Here is a 16,620-nt window from a genome sequence, read left to right as displayed (position 1 = left end):
GTGCCTGCGCGGTTCACCAGGGCCAGATCGCCACCGGCAAAGCGAGCGCCTTCACGAACAGAAGGACCGCGCCGGCGGTGATGAACAGGCCGAACAGGATGACTTCGAAGAAGCGGCTCTCGCGGCTGGCGACGGCCGCGATGACGATCGAGGCGAAGGAGGCGGCCGCGAGGCTGGCGCTCTCTATCAGCAGAGCGAACACGCCGACCGAGACGCCGACACCGAGGATCGGGCGCAGCTGCACCCGCTCGATGCCGGCATAGGCGCGCCTGAAGCCCCGCGCGGCGAAGAAGGCGCCGAAGGCGAGCAGCACCAGCGCGATGGCGCGCGGCATGTAGCCCGGCCCCATATCCGCCGCCGTGCCGCCGGAGAGCCGCCAGGTGGCGGCGAAGGTGCCCGCCGCCACCGCGATGAGGAAGAAGCCGAACAACAGGTCCGGCCAGTCGAACCGACGGCGGGTCACGATGCGCACCGGCGATCAGTTGGTCTTGATGTCGGCGGCGCGCACGATGTCGCCCCAGTTCTTGATGTTGGTGGTGAGCCAGGTCTTCACCGCCTCCGGCGTGCCGGGACGCACCGCGCCGCCTTGCTCGGCGACCTTTTCCTTGATCTCCGGCAGAGCGAGGATCTTGTTGAGCTCGGCATTGAGGCGCGCGACCACCTCCGGCGGGGTCTTGCCGGTGGTGAGCAGGCCCTGCCAGGTGCCGGCGTCGCTCAGCGGCAGCTTGGCCTGCTTGAAGGTCTCGACGTCGGGCAGCGTGGCGAGGCGCTCCTCGCCGGTCACGGCGATGCCGACGAGCTGCTTGTTGGTGACGAAGGGCAGCGTTGCGGTGGCGCCGTTGATGATGACGTTGCTCTCGTCAGACACCACCGCGCGGGACGCCGCCGCACCGCCCTTATAGGGCACGTTCTTCCATTCGATGCCGAGATCGCGGGCCAGCGCCACGGCGGTGATGTGGTTGAGCGCGCCGACGCCGGAATTGGCGACCGCCAGCTTGCCGGGGTTGGCCTTGGCGTAGGCGACCAGCTCGGCGACGTTCTTGGCCGGCACCGAGGGGTTCGCCGCCAGCACATAGGGGCCGAACATCACCATGCCGACCGGAGCGAGATCGTTCTCGACATTGTAGGTGAGGTCGGGAAACAGGCTCGGGGCGACGGCGAGGGAACCGATATCCATCAGCAGCAGCGTGTGGCCGTCCGGCTTCGCCTTGGCCACCGCATCCGCGCCGATATTGCCGGCGGCGCCGGGCTTGTTCTCGACGACGACCGGCTGGCCGACAGCCTCCGAGAGCTTCGGCGCGATGAGGCGGGCGAGGATGTCCGACGTGCCGCCGGGCGCGAAGGGCACGACGATGCGGACCGGACGGTCGAACTGCTGGGTCGACGCGAGCGACGGCACGAGAGCGGCAAGCGGGGCGGCGATCGCGAGAGCGGCCGCGGCGGCCCTGAACAGGCGAAGGTTCATTGGCGTTTCCTCCAAAAAGGGACGAACGGCGTGACGAACGGCGTCATGGGACGAACGTTACGGGACGAGGGCGTCATGGAACGAGGACGTCTTGGCGCCTCTTTGATCGTTGGGAAGCCAGCATGGACCTCCATGTGACAATCTAGGTCACGTTCGATGCTGTAATGAATTGTTCTCGGCATCGATTGATGCCATTTTTGGATCGATGTTCGAGCTCAGCCACCTACGCTGCTTCGTCGCCGTCGCCGAGGAACTGCATTTCGGCCGCGCCGCCGCGCGCCTCAACCTCACCCAGCCGCCGCTCAGCCGGCAGATCCAGCTGCTGGAGCACACGCTCGACGTGCGGCTCATCGACCGCACCAGCCGGTCGGTGGCGCTGACGCGGGCGGGGCACAACTTCCTGCCCGAGGCGCGCCGGCTGCTGCGCCTCGCCGAGGGCGCGGCACTGGCGGCGCGGCGCACCGCCAGCGGCGAGGCCGGCGCCCTCACCCTCGGCTTCACCGCCGCCTCCGGCTACGAGTTCCTGCCGCGCCTGATCAAGACGTTCCGCGCCGAGGCGCCCGACATCGACCTGGTGCTGAAGGAAATGGTCTCCACCGACCAGTTCGAATCGCTGACCGCCGGGCGCATCGATGTCGGGCTGGTCCGCCCCACCTTCAACCGGCGGGAGCTCAACTCGCTGTGCGTGGTGCGCGAGCCGCTGCGGCTGGCGGCGCCGGAAGAGCACCCGCTCGCCACGGCGCCGGAGGTCCGGCTGGCCGATCTCGAACGGCAGGCGATGGTGACCTATTCGCCGTATGAGGCGCGCTATTTCTACGACCTCGTCGCCACGCTGTTCGCCTCGGCGGCGATCACCCCGCATTATGCCCAGCACATCAGCCAGGTGCATTCGATCCTCGGGCTGGTGAAGGCCGGCATCGGCCTCGCGCTCGTGCCGCGTGCCGCCCGCACCCTGCGCTTCGACGGCGTCGTGCTGCGGCCGCTGGCGCTCGACATGCCGTCGACCGTCGAACTGCACGCGGTGTGGCGGCCGGCCAATGCCAATCCCGCCATCGCCACCCTGCGCCGCACGCTGGACCAGCTCGCCGCTACCGGAGCGGCGGCATGAGACCGACCGGCCGCGCGACCGGCGGATGGTGGCGGTGCTGGAGCGTCATCATGTCGTCGTGGCGAGCAGGGAACGAGTTCTCCGCGCTCCACGTTGTGGCGTAAACCATGGGAGGAAGACGATGAACGACCGCGACCAGCTTGTCCGCGAACAGGCCTACCGGCTCTGGGAGGCCGAGGGGCATCCGCATGACCGCGCCGTTCATCACTGGCTGCAGGCCGAAAAACTCATCCCATACGAGGACGAGCCCGCTCCCGCCTCCCCGGTTGTGCCGGAACAGGCGCCGGCACCGCTCGACGCCGACACCGCCCCCGTTCTCGCCCCGACCGGCGGTGAAAACGAACCCGCCGGCGCGATCGCCTCCCCCGTTTCCGATGTGTCGCTCAAGCCCCGCCCCAAGCGCGCCCCGGCGGCGGGTGTCAAGAAGGCGCCCAACGGTCTTGCCGGCACACAGACGCCGGATTGACCGGGGGACGGCGACGTCCCGCTTGTCGCCGGACATTTCGCATCGGAAAGCATTGGCTCTCCCCGCCCATCGTCCTAGCTTAGAGATCGATGGCGCGACCCTCGCGGCGATCGTCCGGTGGTGCGGCGCCCCAGAAGACCGGGAGGGAGCCCGCATGAACACTGCCAATCTGCAAATGGAAGGTACGCTGCTCGCCTTGGCCGCGCTGTGCGAGGCGCTCAAGAAGAAGGGTGTGCTGAGCGGCGACGAGATCGTCACGGCGCTGTCCTGCGCCGAAGCCGGGATCTCGTCGCGTGCGCCGAGCATGAGCGAGGCCAATCGGGAGGCGATCCGCTTCCCGATACGCTTCCTGCGGCGCGCGATGGAGCGCGACGGATCGGCGCTCGACTATGCCGCGATCGCCGCCGGCGTCGGACGCACGCGCGAAGAGGGACGCCCCGGCCGCGCCGAGTGAGCCGCCGGGTAGGACGTGACGTAAGAAAAGTCTCCAGGTACATCTTCAGGCACGTCTCGAGGGGTGCGGCACCTGCCGCCCCCTCCCCGCTTCACCGCATCAAGGGCGGCGGTTGCGATTTCCCGCACCCGCTCAGTTGCGCGCGCTCACGGCCCGGATCGCCTTGAGCTCCTGCTTCGCCTTCATCATGCCGGCGCTGGCGAGATCGCCATTCTTGAACTTGGCGTATTCGTCGCCGGTCATCATCTGGGCGTGCTTGAACACATACCAGTCGCCACCCGGTTCCTTGCGCTGGTACATGACCTGCTCGGGACCCATGCGATGGGAGAAGCAGGTCGAGTTGCGGCCCGACGGGCCGTTGGCGTGCCACATCCCCTGGAAGCAGACCCAGCCGATGGGCGACACCCACCAGGTCCCCTGCACGTAGGACACGTCCTTGCCGGACCCCGCCCAGGCCACGAATTTGCGGTTGGGCGAGAAATACGCCGCCCCGTCCGACCAGATCCAGCTCTTGCCGGAATAGAGGGCATCGATGCTGGTCACGCTCGGCATGCCGGTCGGGTTCGGCTTCATGGCAGCTTGAGCCGCTGCCTGGGGTGCCGCTGCCTGAGCGTAGGCTGCCGGCGCCGTGCCCGCGAAGGTCACGCCTGCCAGCATCGCGGCGACCGTGACGGCTGCGATGGATTTCATCATAAGGAACCTCCTGAACGGTAAAAGGCACCGGCCGCAGTCGATGCCGCAGCGGTTTCAGTTCACGAGACCGCGTTGCAGCCGCCAGTCGGGTCGGCCATAGGGTGCCGGCCAAGCGAACGGATCGACCTCGTTGAAGTAGACGACGGCGGTAAGTCCGATGAACCTGTCGCCGATGGTGCGCATGTCGCGGCTCCACTGCGCCGAGAACTCCTCGTCGCCGTTGAAGCCGAGCTCGGCCACCACGATGGGCTTGCCGAAGCGAGCCACGCGCTGATAGGCGGGCCGGAGCGCCTCCTCGAAGCTGCGCGCATGGCCGTAGTGATCCATGTCGTATCGCTGGAGATCGAGCACGGTCAGGCCGATCTCATCGACATAGAGGTCGCCCGGATAATAGGCCGCGAGACCGACCTCGCCGCGCGGCGACCACATGAACCGGGCGTTGGGCGCGTATTTCCGGCACTCGGTGACGAAATGCCGGTAGGCGGCGACATAGTCCGACCCCGACCAGCTCGACCACGGGAAGCGACCATTGTGCAGGTCCATCTCGTGCGCCCAGCGGATCGTCACCGGGCTTTCGAGCGCGCCGGCGGCGGCGCAGACCCCCTGCGCCGACCCGTCATAGGCGCCGGCCAGGATACCGCCGAGCAACTGGTCGGCCGGAGCGTTAGCCCCCGGCGCCCAGGACCACGGCTCGACGGAGATCAGCAACTCCCGGTGGCGCTCGCGAGCATAGCCGTCGGCCTTGGCGAGCGAGCCGAGATCGGCATCCCGCCAGGGGATGTAGATGTGCTCGATACGCACGTTTTTGTCCCCGGCGAACACGCCGTCGGGGTCATAGATGCCGAACTTCACCTTGCCGGCCGGCGATCCGAGCGTCGTCGACTGCGTTTCGCCCGGTATCACCAGGGCGAGCGTCAGCGCGAGCACGGCGCTGCCGGACAATGCGGCAAGCCACATGTGCTTGGACCATCTCCTCATCTTCCTGCCTCCTCTGCTCATTGACCGAGAGCGGGTTGCAGCCCGCTCTCAGTTCCTTGCCCGTGGCCGGATCGGAGGCGCCGCGGGTGACGGCGCGCCACTCGTCGGCGCCACGCGCGCCGGCGACGGGAATTCGGTGAACGGCTGCCCGGTGGATGGCGGCTGCTGGTTCTTCGCGATCCAGGGCGGGATGAAGACCAGCCGGAAGGCGCCGCGTCCCATGCCGGCCCCGGTGGCGGAGAACACCACGCGGGTATAGGCGGTCGGCAGGGCGCCCCATGCCAGCGCCCCCAGCCCTTCCGGCCCACGCTGGCGGGCTGCGGCGAGCGGCAGGGCGAACAGCCCGATGACCAGCCCCGCGCAGGCGACGCCGCGCAGGCGCATCCGCCGGCGGTCCGGGTTCTCGACGCCGTGCCGCACGAGGATGACGACCACCAGCACCGCGTAGAGCAGCGAATTGACGATGGCGAAGATGTAGAAGCCGCTCGCCGAGCCGGCATTGCCGACCACCAGCGGCGCGGCGGCCGAGCCTGCGGAGATCGCCGCATAGGGGGCGAGCACCCGCAGCGGCACCGGATCCACCCCGCCCTTGCCCTTCGGCGTGACGCGGAAATCGACGAAGGAGCCGGTCACCCAGTCGCGCAGCGCATAGAGCGTGCCGAGCAGCGACCACGGCCACTTCGCCAGCACGAACAGGATCTCCTCCCAGCTCAGCAGCCGGGAATCCACCGGGCGCAGCCAGCCGCTGGCGCGCCAGCGATAGATCATGACCAGCAGCACCACCGACATCGGCACGTAGTGCACGGCGAAGTCGAGATAGGTGACGTTGGCGAAATGCTGGCCGGAGGCGAGCGCCACCGCCGGCATCAGGAACAGCAGAGCCCAGATGCTGGAATAGAGCGGGTACCAGAACTGGCAGAACAGGAACTGGAAGCGCAGCCGCCCCGGCAGCCGCGGCACCAGATCGGGCGAATAGCGCAAGAGGATGGTGACGAGGCTCCGCGCCCACTGGAATTCCTGGGTCGCGAGGTCGGCGAAGGTGCGGGGGCCGTCGCCATGGGCGATGGCATCGATGGCATGGACGCCGCGCCAGCCATGCGCATTCATCATCAGCGTGGTCGAGTGGTCCTCGGCGAGTTCCGGGCCGAGGCCGCCGATCTCCTTCAGCGCCTCTGTGCGCACCGCATAGTGCGAGCCGATGCACAGCGGCGCCCAGCCTCCGGTATAGCCGGCCTGGAGTGCGCCATGCATCGAGGCCTCGGCATAGAGGCGGGCCCGCGCCGCCCAGCTGTGCGCGGCATTGCGGTCGCAGATGCTGGGCGCGGACACATAGCCGATGCGCGGGTCGCTGAACGGCGCCAGCATCCGCTCCAGATAGTGCGGGGTCGGCACGTGATCGGCGTCCATCTGCACGACGAAGTCGTACAGCTCATAACCGTAATGGTCGTAGAAGTAAGCGAGGTTTCCCTCCTTGCAGCGTACCCGGCGCGGCCAGTCCTGTCGCTGATACGCCGCGACGCCCTTGCGGGTGGAGACGCGGATGCCGCGCTCCGCGCACCAGCCGCGCGTCGCCTCCGAGGGGTCCTCGTCGGCGAGCCAGGTGTCGTGCGGATAGGGCTGGGCCAGCATGGCCTCCAGCGTCTGCGCCACCACCTCGAAGGGTTCGGACGGCGCCTTGGTCACCACCATCGCCACCCGGCTTCCCGCCGGCAGCAGCGCGATGCCGGCCGGCTTGCGGCTGCCGGCGAAGACGCTGAAGAAATAGACCGGCATCAGGGTGAGCCAGACGAAGGGCAGGCTGGCAAAGACGAACCGCCCGAGACCGTCCACATGCGCCGGATCGAGCCACCAGACCCAGAAGAACAGGAAGGCGGCCATCCAGGCCGTCATGGCGAAGAACAGTTCGATCCGCTGCCAGCGATCGAGCAGCGGCATCAGCGCGGCACGCGGACGATTATAGACGCGGCGGTCGACGAACTCGCCGGGAATGTCCTCGGCCGCCGCGGCGAGAAGACGTGGATCGTGGTGCAGCGCGTCAGGGTTCAGCGCTTCGCGGTTCCGCGGATCTCCGGTCATGGGCGCCTCCTTGCTCTGACGCCGTCAGGCCGCAGGAGGCGAGCGCCGGCATGGCTGCCGGCGCTCCCATGGACCGTTGTTCCCGATCCCGACCTTGCCCCGGTCACGCTCATGCCACGACCTCCCGCCGCGCGGGCTGGCGCACCAGCTCGTTGCGGAAATAGGCGATGGTGCGGGCCAGACCTTCCTCGAGCGCGATGTTCGGCAGCCAGTCGAGCAGGCGCACCGCCTGGCCGATGTCGGGGCAGCGGCGGCGCGGATCGTCGACCGGCAGCGGACGGTAGATGATCTGCGACCGCGACCCGGTCATCCGCCGCACGATGGCGGCGAAATCATTGATGGTTCGCTCGTCCGGGTTGCCGATATTGACCGGCCCGACCACGGAGTCTGGCGTCGCCATCAGGCGGATCAGCGCCTCGACCGTCTCGTCGACATAGCAGAAGGACCGGGTCTGCGAGCCGTCGCCATACACGGTCATGTCGGCGCCGGACAGCGCCTGCACGATCAGGTTCGAGGTGACGCGCCCGTCATCCGTGCTCATGCGCGGACCGTAGGTATTGAAGATCCGGGCGATCTTGATCCGCGTTCCCAGAAGGCGCGCATGATCGAAGAACAGGCTTTCCGCGCAGCGCTTGCCTTCGTCGTAGCAGGCGCGTGGACCGATCGGGTCGACGTGCCCCCAATAGGTTTCCGACTGCGGGCTTACCTCGGGATCGCCATAGACCTCGGATGTCGAAGCCTGCAGGATCCGGGCATTCTGCTCCGTCGCCAGCTCGAGGAGATGGTGTGCTCCGAGCACGCTGGTCAGCGTGGTGTGGATGGGCACGGCGGAATAGGCCGGCGGCGAGGCCGGGCATGCGAGGTTGTAGATCTCGTCCACCTCGAGACGGATCGGCAGCGGCTCCACCACATCGTGCACCAGCAACGAAAAACGCGGATTGCCAATCAGGTGCTCGATATTTTGCCGCCTTCCGGTCGATAGATCGTCGAGGCAAACAACATGGGCTCCGCGCTCGACAAGCCGGTCGCACAAATGGGAGCCAACAAAGCCCGCCCCGCCGGTGACCAGAATCCGACGGTTCCGGCGCAGGGTGGCATCGCGGGTGATACGGGCATGCGCCATCGCTCTTTGCATGGGTGCAGAACCTTCGATCTCGCAGTGATGATGAATGTCGAATTGCGGGATAAGATGAGCGATATCAGCTATCTGGCCGCATCAACCAACGACGGCCCCGTCCCATCGGACCAGGGAATGCCGGGCTATGCCTCTAGCCTAGAAAAGCGTGACGACAGATCGCATCCTGGCGGAACTGATACTCCACGATCGGGTTGAGTAGCCCCTCAACATCCGTTCCCTCAGCAATCTGAGCAGGCAACCTTACGGCAAGCTTACAATTGGTCCGCTTTAGTACGAAATTGAAAATTTTTTATCGTGAAAATATCAAGTCAGTTGGCATATTATATGTCGTCGCCCTACAGGCGACGTGTTGGACGGTATCCACGCCCGCCGGCAAAAGAACGATGGCGGGACGCCTCCCTATTTGCGCTCGCACCGGCGGCCGAGCTGGCACACCGACATGCCGGCCGGCGGCGCGGGGGGCGGCAAGCTCACCTTGCGTCGTCCATCACGTAACCGATGCCGCGCAGCGTCTGGATGCCCGAGTTGGCGCCGGCGTCGGCCAGCTTGCGGCGGAGGCGATGCATGAGCACCTCCACGGCGTTCGACTCGATCTCGTCGTCGAAGCTGTACAGCGCGTGCTCGATGACGTCCTTGGTCAGCACACGCCCGGCCCGGCGCATGAACAGCTCAAGCAAACGGAGCTCTCGCCGCGACAGCGACAGCGGCAGGTTCGCCACCGTCACCTTGAGGGCGACGGTATCGAAGTCGACATTGCCGATGATGAGATGAATGCCCAGCGCCTGGTTCGGCCGGCGCAGCAGCACCCGCAGCCGGGCCACCAGCTCATCGAGATGGAACGGCTTTCCCATGTAGTCGTCGCCGCCCTCCTCCAGCCCGCGCACCCGCTCCGCCGGACTGTCGCGCCCGCTGAGGATGAGGATCGGAATGGCGACGCCGTTCGCCCGGCACCGCTTCAGCAGATCGAGGCCATTGCCGTCCGGCAAGCGCAGGTCGAGCACGGCGATGTCATGATGCCCGGCCGCAAGGGCCGCCTCGGCACTGGCAATACTCGCGACGTGATCGACCGCGAAGCCCGCCGGCTCAAGGGCGGCTTCAAGCATCCTGGCAACTTCGCAATCATCTTCGACGAGCAACAGACGCATGGCCGGATCCCCGCCGTCACAAGCAGCTTGGCATCAGCTTACATGACCTTGAGTCCCGCCGTCGAACACCCGACCCGGTCCGCCCGCCCGACGAAATCGGCCGGCCACGCGAAGCCGGGCATCGTCCCGGCACCTGACGTCATGTGCCGCGTACCGCCACGGCATTGCTTTCGCGCCGGGGCGGCGAAGTATCGAAACCCCATCTGGCGGAGCCCTCAGCTCAACCCTAGATGAGGACAGACCGGCCATGCATCGTCCGCATACCCGCGCAAGTTGACGCAACGATTTCAAGGGGATCAGCACCACCGTGGCAGATTGGTGACAGTCGGGTGGGCACCTCATGCCCCCGACCTTAGAAGCAGGCGAAATTGAAAAGAAATTTTGCTAGCTATGTGAAAGAAAGTCGTTCGAGAAGCGGGCATAGACTCGTCAGAACATATACATGACCATCGGTAACCTCATGCACGTGATTTCGCGGCTTCACTTCGCACTGGATTTCGACGGAACCATCTGCCCCATCGATACCACCGACTTCCTGCTGGAGAGCTTCGCCGAGCCGGAATGGCGCGACATCGAAGATCGCTGGCAGGCCGGGGAAATTTCGTCACGCGAGTGCCTCGCCGCGCAGGTCGCGCTGATCCGTGCCAGCGAGCAGGATGTGCGCCGCGCCCTCTCCGCGATCACGCTCGATCCGGACGTGCCGCGCTTCGTGGCAGCCGCGCGGCAGTACGGCGCCGACGTCTCGGTGGTGTCCGACGGGTTCGACGTGTCCATCCTGCCGCTGCTGGCCGCCGCCGGCCTCGACCTTCCCGTCACCTGCAACCGCATGGTGCCGGTCGGTGGCGATCGCTGGGCCGCCAGCTTCAGCAACGGCAATGAAGGCTGCGGCAGCGGCACCTGCAAATGCGCCGCCACCGACGGCAAGCAGCACCTGGTGCTGGTCGGCGACGGGCGGTCCGATTTTTGCCTTGCTCGGCGCGCTGATTTCGTCTTCGCGAAGGGAAGCCTCGCCGCCTATTGCGCCGATGAAGCCCTGCCGCATCTGGCAGTGTCCAGCTTTGCCGACGTGCTTGCCTTCCTGCCCGCGCTCGTCTCGGAGATGAGCCCAACCCTGCCGGCTTCCGCCGGAACTTCGTTCGAGGACCTCAATGCTTGACCGTAATCCGACCTCCAATCCGCTGGCGAGTGAGAACGACCGCGAACGTCTCTATGCTCTGGAAGCCGAATACTGCTCCTACGGAGATACGGTACACTACACGGAAGTGCCGAAGATCTTCGAGCGCTGCGAAGGTTCCTTCATCTATGACGACGAGGGCCAACAGTTCCTCGACCTGCAGATGTGGTACTCGGCGGTCAATTTCGGCTATGCCAATCCGCGCCTGAACGAGGCGCTGAAGCGCCAGATCGATCGCCTGCCGCAGGTCGCCAGCCAGTATCTCCACAAGGAGAAGATCGAGCTCGCCGCCGAGATCGCCATCGGCGCGCAGGAGCGCTTCGGCCAGAAGGGCCGCGTGCACTTCAACGTCGGCGGCGCGCAGGCGGTGGAAGACTCGCTGAAGATCGTGCGCAACGCCTCGAACGGGAAGAGCCTGATGTTCGCCTTCGAGGGCGGCTATCACGGCCGTACGCTGGGCGCCTCGGCGATCACCTCCTCCTACCGCTACCGCCGCCGCTACGGCCATTTCGGCGAGCGCGCGCAGTTCATTGAGTTCCCCTATCACTTCCGCGGCCCGCGCGGCATGTCGAAGGAGGAATATGGCGAGCTGTGCGTGAAGAAGTTCGAGCGCCTGTTCGAGAGCGAATATAACGGCGTGTGGGACCCCAAGGTCGGCCAGGCGGAATATGCCGCCTTCTATGTCGAGCCGATCCAGGGCACCGGCGGCTACGTCATCCCGCCGCCGAACTTCTTCCCCGAGCTGAAGCGCGTGCTCGACAAGCACGGCATCCTGCTCGTCGTCGACGAAATCCAGATGGGCTTCTACCGCACCGGCAAGCTGTGGTCGATCGAGCACTTCGGCGTCACGCCGGACGTGCTGGTGTTCGGCAAGGCGCTGACCAACGGCCTCAACCCGCTGTCCGGCATCTGGGCGCGCGAAGAGTTGATCAACCCGACCGTGTTCCCGGCCGGCTCGACGCACTCCACCTTCAACGCCAACCCGCTCGGCACCGCCGTGGCGCTCGAAGCCATGCGCATGATGCGCGAGGATGACTACGAGACCACCGTGCCGGCCAAGGGCGCCTATTTCCTCGACGGCCTGAAGGCGCTCAAGGAGAAGCACAAGATCGTCGGCGACGTCGACGGCCTCGGCCTCGCCCTGCGCATCGAGATCTGCGAGCCGCATGACAGCTACACGCCGTCGAAGAAGCTGGTCGACCTGATGGTCGACGAAGCGCTGAAGGGCGACCTCGTCCATGGCGGCGAGCGCTACGGCCTGGTGCTCGACATCGGCGGTTACCATAAGAACGTGATCACCGTGGCGCCGGCGCTGACGATTTCCTATGAGGAGATCGATCTTGCCCTCGCCCTGCTCGACCAGCTGTTCGAGCGGGTCACGCCCCGGTGACGCCGATGCGCATACGCCTGCTGGACACGGATGGCTCGCTTGCGGCCCAGCCCGGTCTGGTCGCGTCATGCGCACGCTCGGGCGGCGATGTCGTCGCCGCCCGCGACCTTGCCCCGCGCCTGCGGCTGCTGGCCTCGGAGGAGGCGCTCGACGCCCTCGACGCGCGGCTCGGCCCGCCGGCGCCGGGCGACATTCATTTCATCGGCTCCGGCGATTTCCACCATCTGTCGCTGCTGCTGGTGAAGCGGCTGAAGCAGCCGGTGAGCATCATCCATTTCGACAACCATCCGGACTGGATCCGCTTTCCCTCCAGCATCAATTGCGGCTCCTGGGTGGCGCGGGCGCTGGAACTGCCGCAGGTGCTGCGCGTCGTCACGCTCGGCCCGGCGAGCGCCGACATCGAGGCGCCGCAGCTGCGGGGCGGCGCGGTCGGCGCGCTGCGCTCCGGCCGGCTGGAACTGCATCCCTGGTTCGACGGCGCAACGTTCTATGCCGGCCCCTCCTTCGAGAATGCCGGGGCGCACGGCAAGGGCGGCCTCGCCCGCGACGGCCTGCGCTGGCATGGCCTCGCGCAGGACGACTGGGCCGGGCGCATCGCCGGCATCGCCGAGCGGCTGCCCGACGCGCCGGTCTGGGTCAGCCTCGACAAGGACGCACTGACCTCCGCCGAGGCGGTGACCAATTGGGACCAGGGCCGCCTCAGCCTTGACGCGGTGCTGGAGGCGATCGACATCATCGCCGCCCGGCGGCCGCTGATCGGCATGGACGTCTGCGGCGACTACTCGCCGGAAGGCCCGCTCGGGCTGGTGCGCTCGCTGCTCGCCCGGCTCGACCGCGACCAGCGCCCGGTGCCGCCCGATGCCGGCATCGCCGTCAACGAGGCGACCAATCTGCGCATCGTCTCGGCGATGGAGGCGCTGCTGCAATGACGCTCGAACTCGTCGCGCTGTTTGCGCTTTCCGTCACCTGCGACATTCTCGGCCAGATCGCCTTCAAGCTGGGGGCGGACAATACCCCGACACCTGAAAAGGGCCGCTGGGGGGCCTTCGTCCGCTCGCTGGTGGCGACGCCCTGGCTGCTGGCCGGAATCGGTATATATGTGGCGGAATTCATTATATGGATCCGCATTCTGGCCCTGGTGCCGCTCTCCATCGCCTTTCCGCTCGCCAGCCTGAACATTCTCGGTGTTCTGGCGGCCAGCCACCTGTTTCTCGGTGAGCGGCTGGGCCGGAACCATTGGGCGGGGGCACTGCTGATCATGGCGGGCATTGTTCTCGTCGCCAGTGAACTGTGAGGAAGGCACGTGGTGAAGGCCGTGGCCGATCATTCCATTCTCTATGAACGCGGTCCGGTCGGCGTGCTGCTCATCCACGGCCTCGGCGGCACCCCGGTCGAGATGCGCGACATTGCGCGCCGGCTCGCGGCGGCCGGCTACACCGCCATGTGCTGCCAGCTGGCCGGCCATTGCGGCACCGAGGACGACCTGACCGCCACCGGCTTCGAGGACTGGTACGACAGCGCCGTCGACGCCCTGCACGAATTGGAAAAGCGCTGCTCGACCATTCTGGTCGGCGGCCTCTCCATGGGCGCGGTGCTGGCGGCGCTGGTAGCGGCACGCCAGTCGCAGCGCGTGCGCGGGCTCGTCATGCTGGCGCCGACCCTGACCTATGACGGCTGGTCGATCCCGAAATACAGCTTCCTGCTGCGGCTGTTCATCAACACGCCGTTCGGCCGGCGCTACCGCTTCGAGGAGCGCGAGCCCTACGGGCTGAAGGACGAGCGCACCCGGGCGATGGTCGCCTATTCCATGCGCCACGGCAGCAGCGCCGAAGCCGGCCTGCTCGCCACCCCGGCCATGGCGCTGCGCGAGCTGTGGCGGCTCACCGCCAAGATCAAGCCGATGCTTCCGCTGATCCGCCAGCGCACCCTGGTCGTGCACGCCCGACACGACGACATCGCCAGCCTCGACAACGCCATCACCTTGCAGCGCCGCCTCGGCGGCGTCGTCGACACCATGGTGCTGGAGGACAGCTACCATCTCGTCACCGTGGACCGGCAGCGGCACCTCGTCGGCGACCGGGTGGTGGAGTTCGTCAACCGCATCGCCCGCGATGTCGAGGCCGAGCAGGCCGAGCCGACCGGCTGGGCGCGGCCGAGTGCCGCCGCCAATGCCAATGTCACGGCGGAGGCAGTCGCGGCGCCGGGTGGGCGCGAAGCCGCCGACCTCGTTCCCGGCCTCGGATCGGCCGCGCTGGCCTCCGTCGGGGCGGGCCATGGCTCATGAGCCCCTGTCGCTCGGCCTGCCGGCCGGCGAAGGGCGTTCATCCTGGCAGACGGCGGCATCCCGGGACTCCGGCATGACAACCTCATCGACCGGAGCCGGCACGCCTGCCGGACGGCAGGTGCGCATCCATGCCGGCGTGACCGACATCGCCCGGCAGGACTGGATCGCGTGCCGCCCGGACGACGCCGAGGGGTGGGACTATCTGGTCGCCTGCGAGACCGGCACGCCACCCAGCTTTCGCCTGGCGGCGGCCAGCCTCACGGATGGCAAAGGATTTCGCGGCGGCCTGCCGCTGTTCACCGTCGGCTACCGGCTGGACACCCCGTTCCAGGAGGAAAGCGCGGCACAGGCGGGCGGCTCGCTCGGTGATCAGCTCGGCCGGCTGGCACGCTCGGGCGCGCGCGCCTTGCTGCGCGGCCAGGAATGGCGGCTGCTCGCCATCGGCTCGCCCTTCACCGAGAATTGCCCGGTGGCGCTTGATCCAATGCTCACCCCAGCGGAGCGCGACGCCGTGCTCGCCGAACTGCTGCGCGGCGTCGAGGCCGAGGCCCGGCGGCAGAAGGCCGGGCTGATCGCCGTCAAGGACCTCGACCCGGCGGAGATGGAGCGCGTCGGCCCTGCCCTGCGGGCCGCCGGCTATGTGGTGCTGGAAAGCCTGCCGCATGCGGTGCTCGACCTCGCCGGCACCTCCACTGTCGATGACTGGCTGGCGCGGCTGTCCTCCGCCACCCGCAAGGACCTGCGCCGCAAGCTGAAGCGCGCCGACCGCGTCAGCGTCGAATGGCGCCATTCCATCGCCGGGCTGGAGGAGGAGGTGCGCGCCCTCTATGACGCGACGCGGGCGCAGAGCCATGTGCGCTATGGCGACTTCGAGGACCTGCCGGACGGCTATTTCGAGCGCGTCGCCGCCGCGCAGCCCGAGCGCACGCTGTTCGCCTTCTACCGGATCGGCGACCAATTGGCGGCGTTCAACCTGCTGCTGCTCGAACCGGATCGGGTGATCGACAAATTCCTCGGCATGGCCTATCCGCTGGCCCGCGACCACGATCTCTACGCGGTGAGTTGGGCGGAAAACGTGAAACTGTGCCAGCGTCTCGGCAAGCGCTTCCTGCAGACGGGGCAGACCGCCTTCGCCTCGAAGCTGCGCTACGGCAGCGGGCTGCGACCCTCCACCATCATGGTGAAGCACCTCAACCCCGCCCTGCACGCGCTGGTGCGCCTCGCCGTGCCGTGGCTGGGCTTTCCGCGCTGGGACCCCGACCTCGTGGCGCACCACAAGCGGGAGCAGGTGTCATGATCGCCGCCTCGCTGCGTTTTCCCGTGCTGGTCGGGATCTATCTCCTGGTCGACACCGGCACCCAGATCGCCTTCGAGGCGACCTCGCGCGCCATCGGCGACATGCCGATCAGCCCGGCCTTCCTGCAGGCGGTGGCTCAGTCGCCGGCGAGCTGGGTGGCGGCGCTGCTCTATTTCGCCACCTATGCCTCCTGGATCCTGATCCTGAAGTACTGCCCGCTCGGCAAGGCGTTCCCACTGACGACGCTGAGCTATGTCACGGTGCCGCTGGCCAGCTGGCTGATCTTCGGCGAGGGTGTGGGGCTTGTGCCCGCGCTCGGAATCGCCCTCATTCTCGCCGGGGTCTGGCTGATCGGCCCCGAGGCCGAGCCGAACGAGGCCAAAACCGCTGAGCAGGCCAAACCTGCCGCGTCGACACCGTCCACGGGAGTGAAATCATGCGCCGACCTCTGATGCTGTCCGCCCTCGCGGCACTGTCCCTTCTCGTCGCCGCCCCGGCCGCCGAAGCCGCGCCCGAGGACATCAGCGGCGTGTGGGTGACCGATGACGGACAAGGCGCCGTCGAGATCGCGCCGTGCGGCGGGGCGGTGTGCGGCCGCATCGTCTGGCTGAAGACGCCGACCATGGACGGCCAGCCGCTGCGCGACGCGCGCAATCCCGACACCTCGGCGCGCAACCGGCCGATCTGCGGCCTGCGCGTGTTCGGCGACCTGCAGGCCAAGGGCAACCGTTACGAGGGCGGCTGGATCTACGATCCCGAGACCGGCAGCCGCTACCGTCTGTCCGCCGAGCTCCGGAAGAACGGGCGGCTGGCGATGATCGGCTTCGTCGGCCTCGAGGCGCTGGGCGAGACGATGGAATGGACCCGCGCGCCGGGGAGCCTCGGCCGCTGCAGCTGAGAACGGCGGGGAGCCTCGGCCGCTGCAGCTGAGAACGGGCGTCCTGCCGATAGG

18 protein-coding genes are annotated in these 16,620 nt (G+C 67.5%); 11 read left to right on the top strand and 7 right to left on the bottom strand.

Features of this window, described 5'->3' with window-relative positions:
- Positions 1-13: 13 nt before the first annotated feature.
- Positions 14-463 (bottom strand): tripartite tricarboxylate transporter TctB family protein, encoded by a 450-nt coding sequence (locus tag KHC28_RS16745; RefSeq protein WP_312893232.1) that lies wholly within the window; start codon positions 461-463, stop codon positions 14-16.
- 15 nt (positions 464-478) lie between these two features.
- Entirely contained in the window at positions 479-1,465 is a 987-nt protein-coding gene (locus KHC28_RS16740) for a Bug family tripartite tricarboxylate transporter substrate binding protein (RefSeq protein ID WP_214009486.1), read from the bottom strand.
- A 205-nt stretch (positions 1,466-1,670) separates the two neighbouring features.
- Here KHC28_RS16740 and KHC28_RS16735 point away from each other — a divergent pair, with 205 nt between their 5' ends.
- The 3 genes from KHC28_RS16735 (at position 1,671) to KHC28_RS16725 (ending at position 3,493) form a co-directional block, all read left to right on the top strand.
- Positions 1,671-2,573: a LysR family transcriptional regulator gene (locus tag KHC28_RS16735; RefSeq protein WP_214009485.1), complete on the top strand. Its 903-nt coding sequence runs from the start codon at positions 1,671-1,673 to the stop codon at positions 2,571-2,573.
- Between the two features lie 121 nt (positions 2,574-2,694).
- Positions 2,695-3,039 carry a DUF2934 domain-containing protein gene (locus KHC28_RS16730; protein ID WP_214009484.1) on the top strand — a complete coding sequence of 115 codons (345 nt, stop codon included), beginning with the start codon at positions 2,695-2,697 and terminating at the stop codon, positions 3,037-3,039.
- A 154-nt stretch (positions 3,040-3,193) separates the two neighbouring features.
- On the top strand, positions 3,194-3,493 hold the full coding sequence (locus KHC28_RS16725; RefSeq protein WP_214009483.1) for a hypothetical protein: 300 nt from the start codon (positions 3,194-3,196) through the stop codon (positions 3,491-3,493).
- Positions 3,494-3,625: 132 nt separating this feature from the next.
- Here KHC28_RS16725 and KHC28_RS16720 read toward each other — a convergent pair whose 3' ends face one another.
- The 5 genes from KHC28_RS16720 to KHC28_RS16700 all read right to left on the bottom strand — a co-directional run bounded on the left by KHC28_RS16720 (position 3,626) and on the right by KHC28_RS16700 (position 9,523).
- Positions 3,626-4,183, bottom strand: coding sequence for a DUF995 domain-containing protein (locus KHC28_RS16720; RefSeq protein ID WP_214009482.1), 558 nt, complete (start codon positions 4,181-4,183; stop codon positions 3,626-3,628).
- 57 nt (positions 4,184-4,240) lie between these two features.
- Positions 4,241-5,164 carry a glycoside hydrolase family 26 protein gene (locus tag KHC28_RS16715; RefSeq protein ID WP_214009481.1) on the bottom strand — a complete coding sequence of 308 codons (924 nt, stop codon included), beginning with the start codon at positions 5,162-5,164 and terminating at the stop codon, positions 4,241-4,243.
- 48 nt (positions 5,165-5,212) lie between these two features.
- Positions 5,213-7,099 carry a glycosyltransferase gene (locus tag KHC28_RS16710; protein ID WP_246564985.1) on the bottom strand — a complete coding sequence of 629 codons (1,887 nt, stop codon included), beginning with the start codon at positions 7,097-7,099 and terminating at the stop codon, positions 5,213-5,215.
- Positions 7,100-7,349: 250 nt separating this feature from the next.
- Positions 7,350-8,363, bottom strand: a complete 1,014-nt coding sequence (locus KHC28_RS16705; protein ID WP_246564919.1) for a UDP-glucuronic acid decarboxylase family protein — start codon at positions 8,361-8,363, stop codon at positions 7,350-7,352.
- A gap of 485 nt (positions 8,364-8,848) precedes the next feature.
- On the bottom strand, positions 8,849-9,523 hold the full coding sequence (locus KHC28_RS16700) for a response regulator transcription factor (RefSeq protein WP_214009478.1): 675 nt from the start codon (positions 9,521-9,523) through the stop codon (positions 8,849-8,851).
- 442 nt (positions 9,524-9,965) lie between these two features.
- Between KHC28_RS16700 and KHC28_RS16695 the strand changes: the two genes are divergently transcribed.
- The 8 genes from KHC28_RS16695 to KHC28_RS16660 all read left to right on the top strand — a co-directional run bounded on the left by KHC28_RS16695 (position 9,966) and on the right by KHC28_RS16660 (position 16,566).
- Positions 9,966-10,679 carry an HAD-IB family phosphatase gene (locus KHC28_RS16695; protein WP_214009477.1) on the top strand — a complete coding sequence of 238 codons (714 nt, stop codon included), beginning with the start codon at positions 9,966-9,968 and terminating at the stop codon, positions 10,677-10,679.
- Complete coding sequence (locus tag KHC28_RS16690; RefSeq protein ID WP_214009476.1) at positions 10,672-12,087, top strand: aspartate aminotransferase family protein; 1,416 nt, start codon at positions 10,672-10,674, stop codon at positions 12,085-12,087. Before KHC28_RS16695 ends, KHC28_RS16690 begins: the two co-directional genes overlap by 8 nt.
- 5 nt (positions 12,088-12,092) lie before the next feature.
- Positions 12,093-13,016 (top strand): arginase family protein, encoded by a 924-nt coding sequence (locus KHC28_RS16685; RefSeq protein WP_214009475.1) that lies wholly within the window; start codon positions 12,093-12,095, stop codon positions 13,014-13,016.
- Complete coding sequence (locus KHC28_RS16680) at positions 13,013-13,381, top strand: EamA family transporter (protein WP_214009474.1); 369 nt, start codon at positions 13,013-13,015, stop codon at positions 13,379-13,381. Before KHC28_RS16685 ends, KHC28_RS16680 begins: the two co-directional genes overlap by 4 nt.
- Before the next feature lie 9 nt (positions 13,382-13,390).
- Positions 13,391-14,371 carry an alpha/beta hydrolase gene (locus KHC28_RS16675; protein ID WP_312893231.1) on the top strand — a complete coding sequence of 327 codons (981 nt, stop codon included), beginning with the start codon at positions 13,391-13,393 and terminating at the stop codon, positions 14,369-14,371.
- 73 nt (positions 14,372-14,444) lie between these two features.
- A complete protein-coding gene (locus KHC28_RS16670) occupies positions 14,445-15,668 on the top strand; it encodes a GNAT family N-acetyltransferase (protein ID WP_214009473.1) in 1,224 nt (407 codons plus the stop codon).
- Positions 15,665-16,120: an EamA family transporter gene (locus KHC28_RS16665; protein WP_214009472.1), complete on the top strand. Its 456-nt coding sequence runs from the start codon at positions 15,665-15,667 to the stop codon at positions 16,118-16,120. The genes KHC28_RS16670 and KHC28_RS16665 overlap by 4 nt, the downstream gene beginning before the upstream one ends.
- Positions 16,105-16,566 (top strand): DUF2147 domain-containing protein, encoded by a 462-nt coding sequence (locus KHC28_RS16660; RefSeq protein ID WP_214009471.1) that lies wholly within the window; start codon positions 16,105-16,107, stop codon positions 16,564-16,566. Before KHC28_RS16665 ends, KHC28_RS16660 begins: the two co-directional genes overlap by 16 nt.
- The last annotated feature ends 54 nt before the right edge of the window (positions 16,567-16,620 follow it).

This window comes from Ancylobacter sonchi, assembly GCF_018390695.1.
GTDB classification, from domain to species: Bacteria; Pseudomonadota; Alphaproteobacteria; order Rhizobiales; family Xanthobacteraceae; genus Ancylobacter; species Ancylobacter sonchi.
The sequence above is the reverse complement of the archived record's forward strand: the minus strand, read 5'-3'. Positions and strand labels throughout refer to the sequence as shown.

What these genes read in the sequence shown, in the direction of transcription:
- KHC28_RS16680 (WP_214009474.1), top strand. Translation starts at nt 13,013, where the DNA reads ATGACGCTCGAACTCGTCGCGCTGTTTGCGCTTTCCGTCACCTGCGAC.
- KHC28_RS16690 (WP_214009476.1), top strand. Translation starts at nt 10,672, where the DNA reads ATGCTTGACCGTAATCCGACCTCCAATCCGCTGGCGAGTGAGAACGAC.
- KHC28_RS16695 (WP_214009477.1), top strand. Translation starts at nt 9,966, where the DNA reads ATGACCATCGGTAACCTCATGCACGTGATTTCGCGGCTTCACTTCGCA.
- KHC28_RS16685 (WP_214009475.1), top strand. Translation starts at nt 12,093, where the DNA reads ATGCGCATACGCCTGCTGGACACGGATGGCTCGCTTGCGGCCCAGCCC.
- KHC28_RS16740 (WP_214009486.1), bottom strand. Translation starts at nt 1,465, where the DNA reads ATGAACCTTCGCCTGTTCAGGGCCGCCGCGGCCGCTCTCGCGATCGCC.
- KHC28_RS16700 (WP_214009478.1), bottom strand. Translation starts at nt 9,523, where the DNA reads ATGCGTCTGTTGCTCGTCGAAGATGATTGCGAAGTTGCCAGGATGCTT.
- KHC28_RS16705 (WP_246564919.1), bottom strand. Translation starts at nt 8,363, where the DNA reads ATGGCGCATGCCCGTATCACCCGCGATGCCACCCTGCGCCGGAACCGT.
- KHC28_RS16660 (WP_214009471.1), top strand. Translation starts at nt 16,105, where the DNA reads ATGCGCCGACCTCTGATGCTGTCCGCCCTCGCGGCACTGTCCCTTCTC.
- KHC28_RS16710 (WP_246564985.1), bottom strand. Translation starts at nt 7,099, where the DNA reads ATGCCGCTGCTCGATCGCTGGCAGCGGATCGAACTGTTCTTCGCCATG.
- KHC28_RS16720 (WP_214009482.1), bottom strand. Translation starts at nt 4,183, where the DNA reads ATGAAATCCATCGCAGCCGTCACGGTCGCCGCGATGCTGGCAGGCGTG.
- KHC28_RS16725 (WP_214009483.1), top strand. Translation starts at nt 3,194, where the DNA reads ATGAACACTGCCAATCTGCAAATGGAAGGTACGCTGCTCGCCTTGGCC.
- KHC28_RS16730 (WP_214009484.1), top strand. Translation starts at nt 2,695, where the DNA reads ATGAACGACCGCGACCAGCTTGTCCGCGAACAGGCCTACCGGCTCTGG.
- KHC28_RS16715 (WP_214009481.1), bottom strand. Translation starts at nt 5,164, where the DNA reads ATGAGGAGATGGTCCAAGCACATGTGGCTTGCCGCATTGTCCGGCAGC.
- KHC28_RS16670 (WP_214009473.1), top strand. Translation starts at nt 14,445, where the DNA reads ATGACAACCTCATCGACCGGAGCCGGCACGCCTGCCGGACGGCAGGTG.
- KHC28_RS16735 (WP_214009485.1), top strand. Translation starts at nt 1,671, where the DNA reads ATGTTCGAGCTCAGCCACCTACGCTGCTTCGTCGCCGTCGCCGAGGAA.
- KHC28_RS16665 (WP_214009472.1), top strand. Translation starts at nt 15,665, where the DNA reads ATGATCGCCGCCTCGCTGCGTTTTCCCGTGCTGGTCGGGATCTATCTC.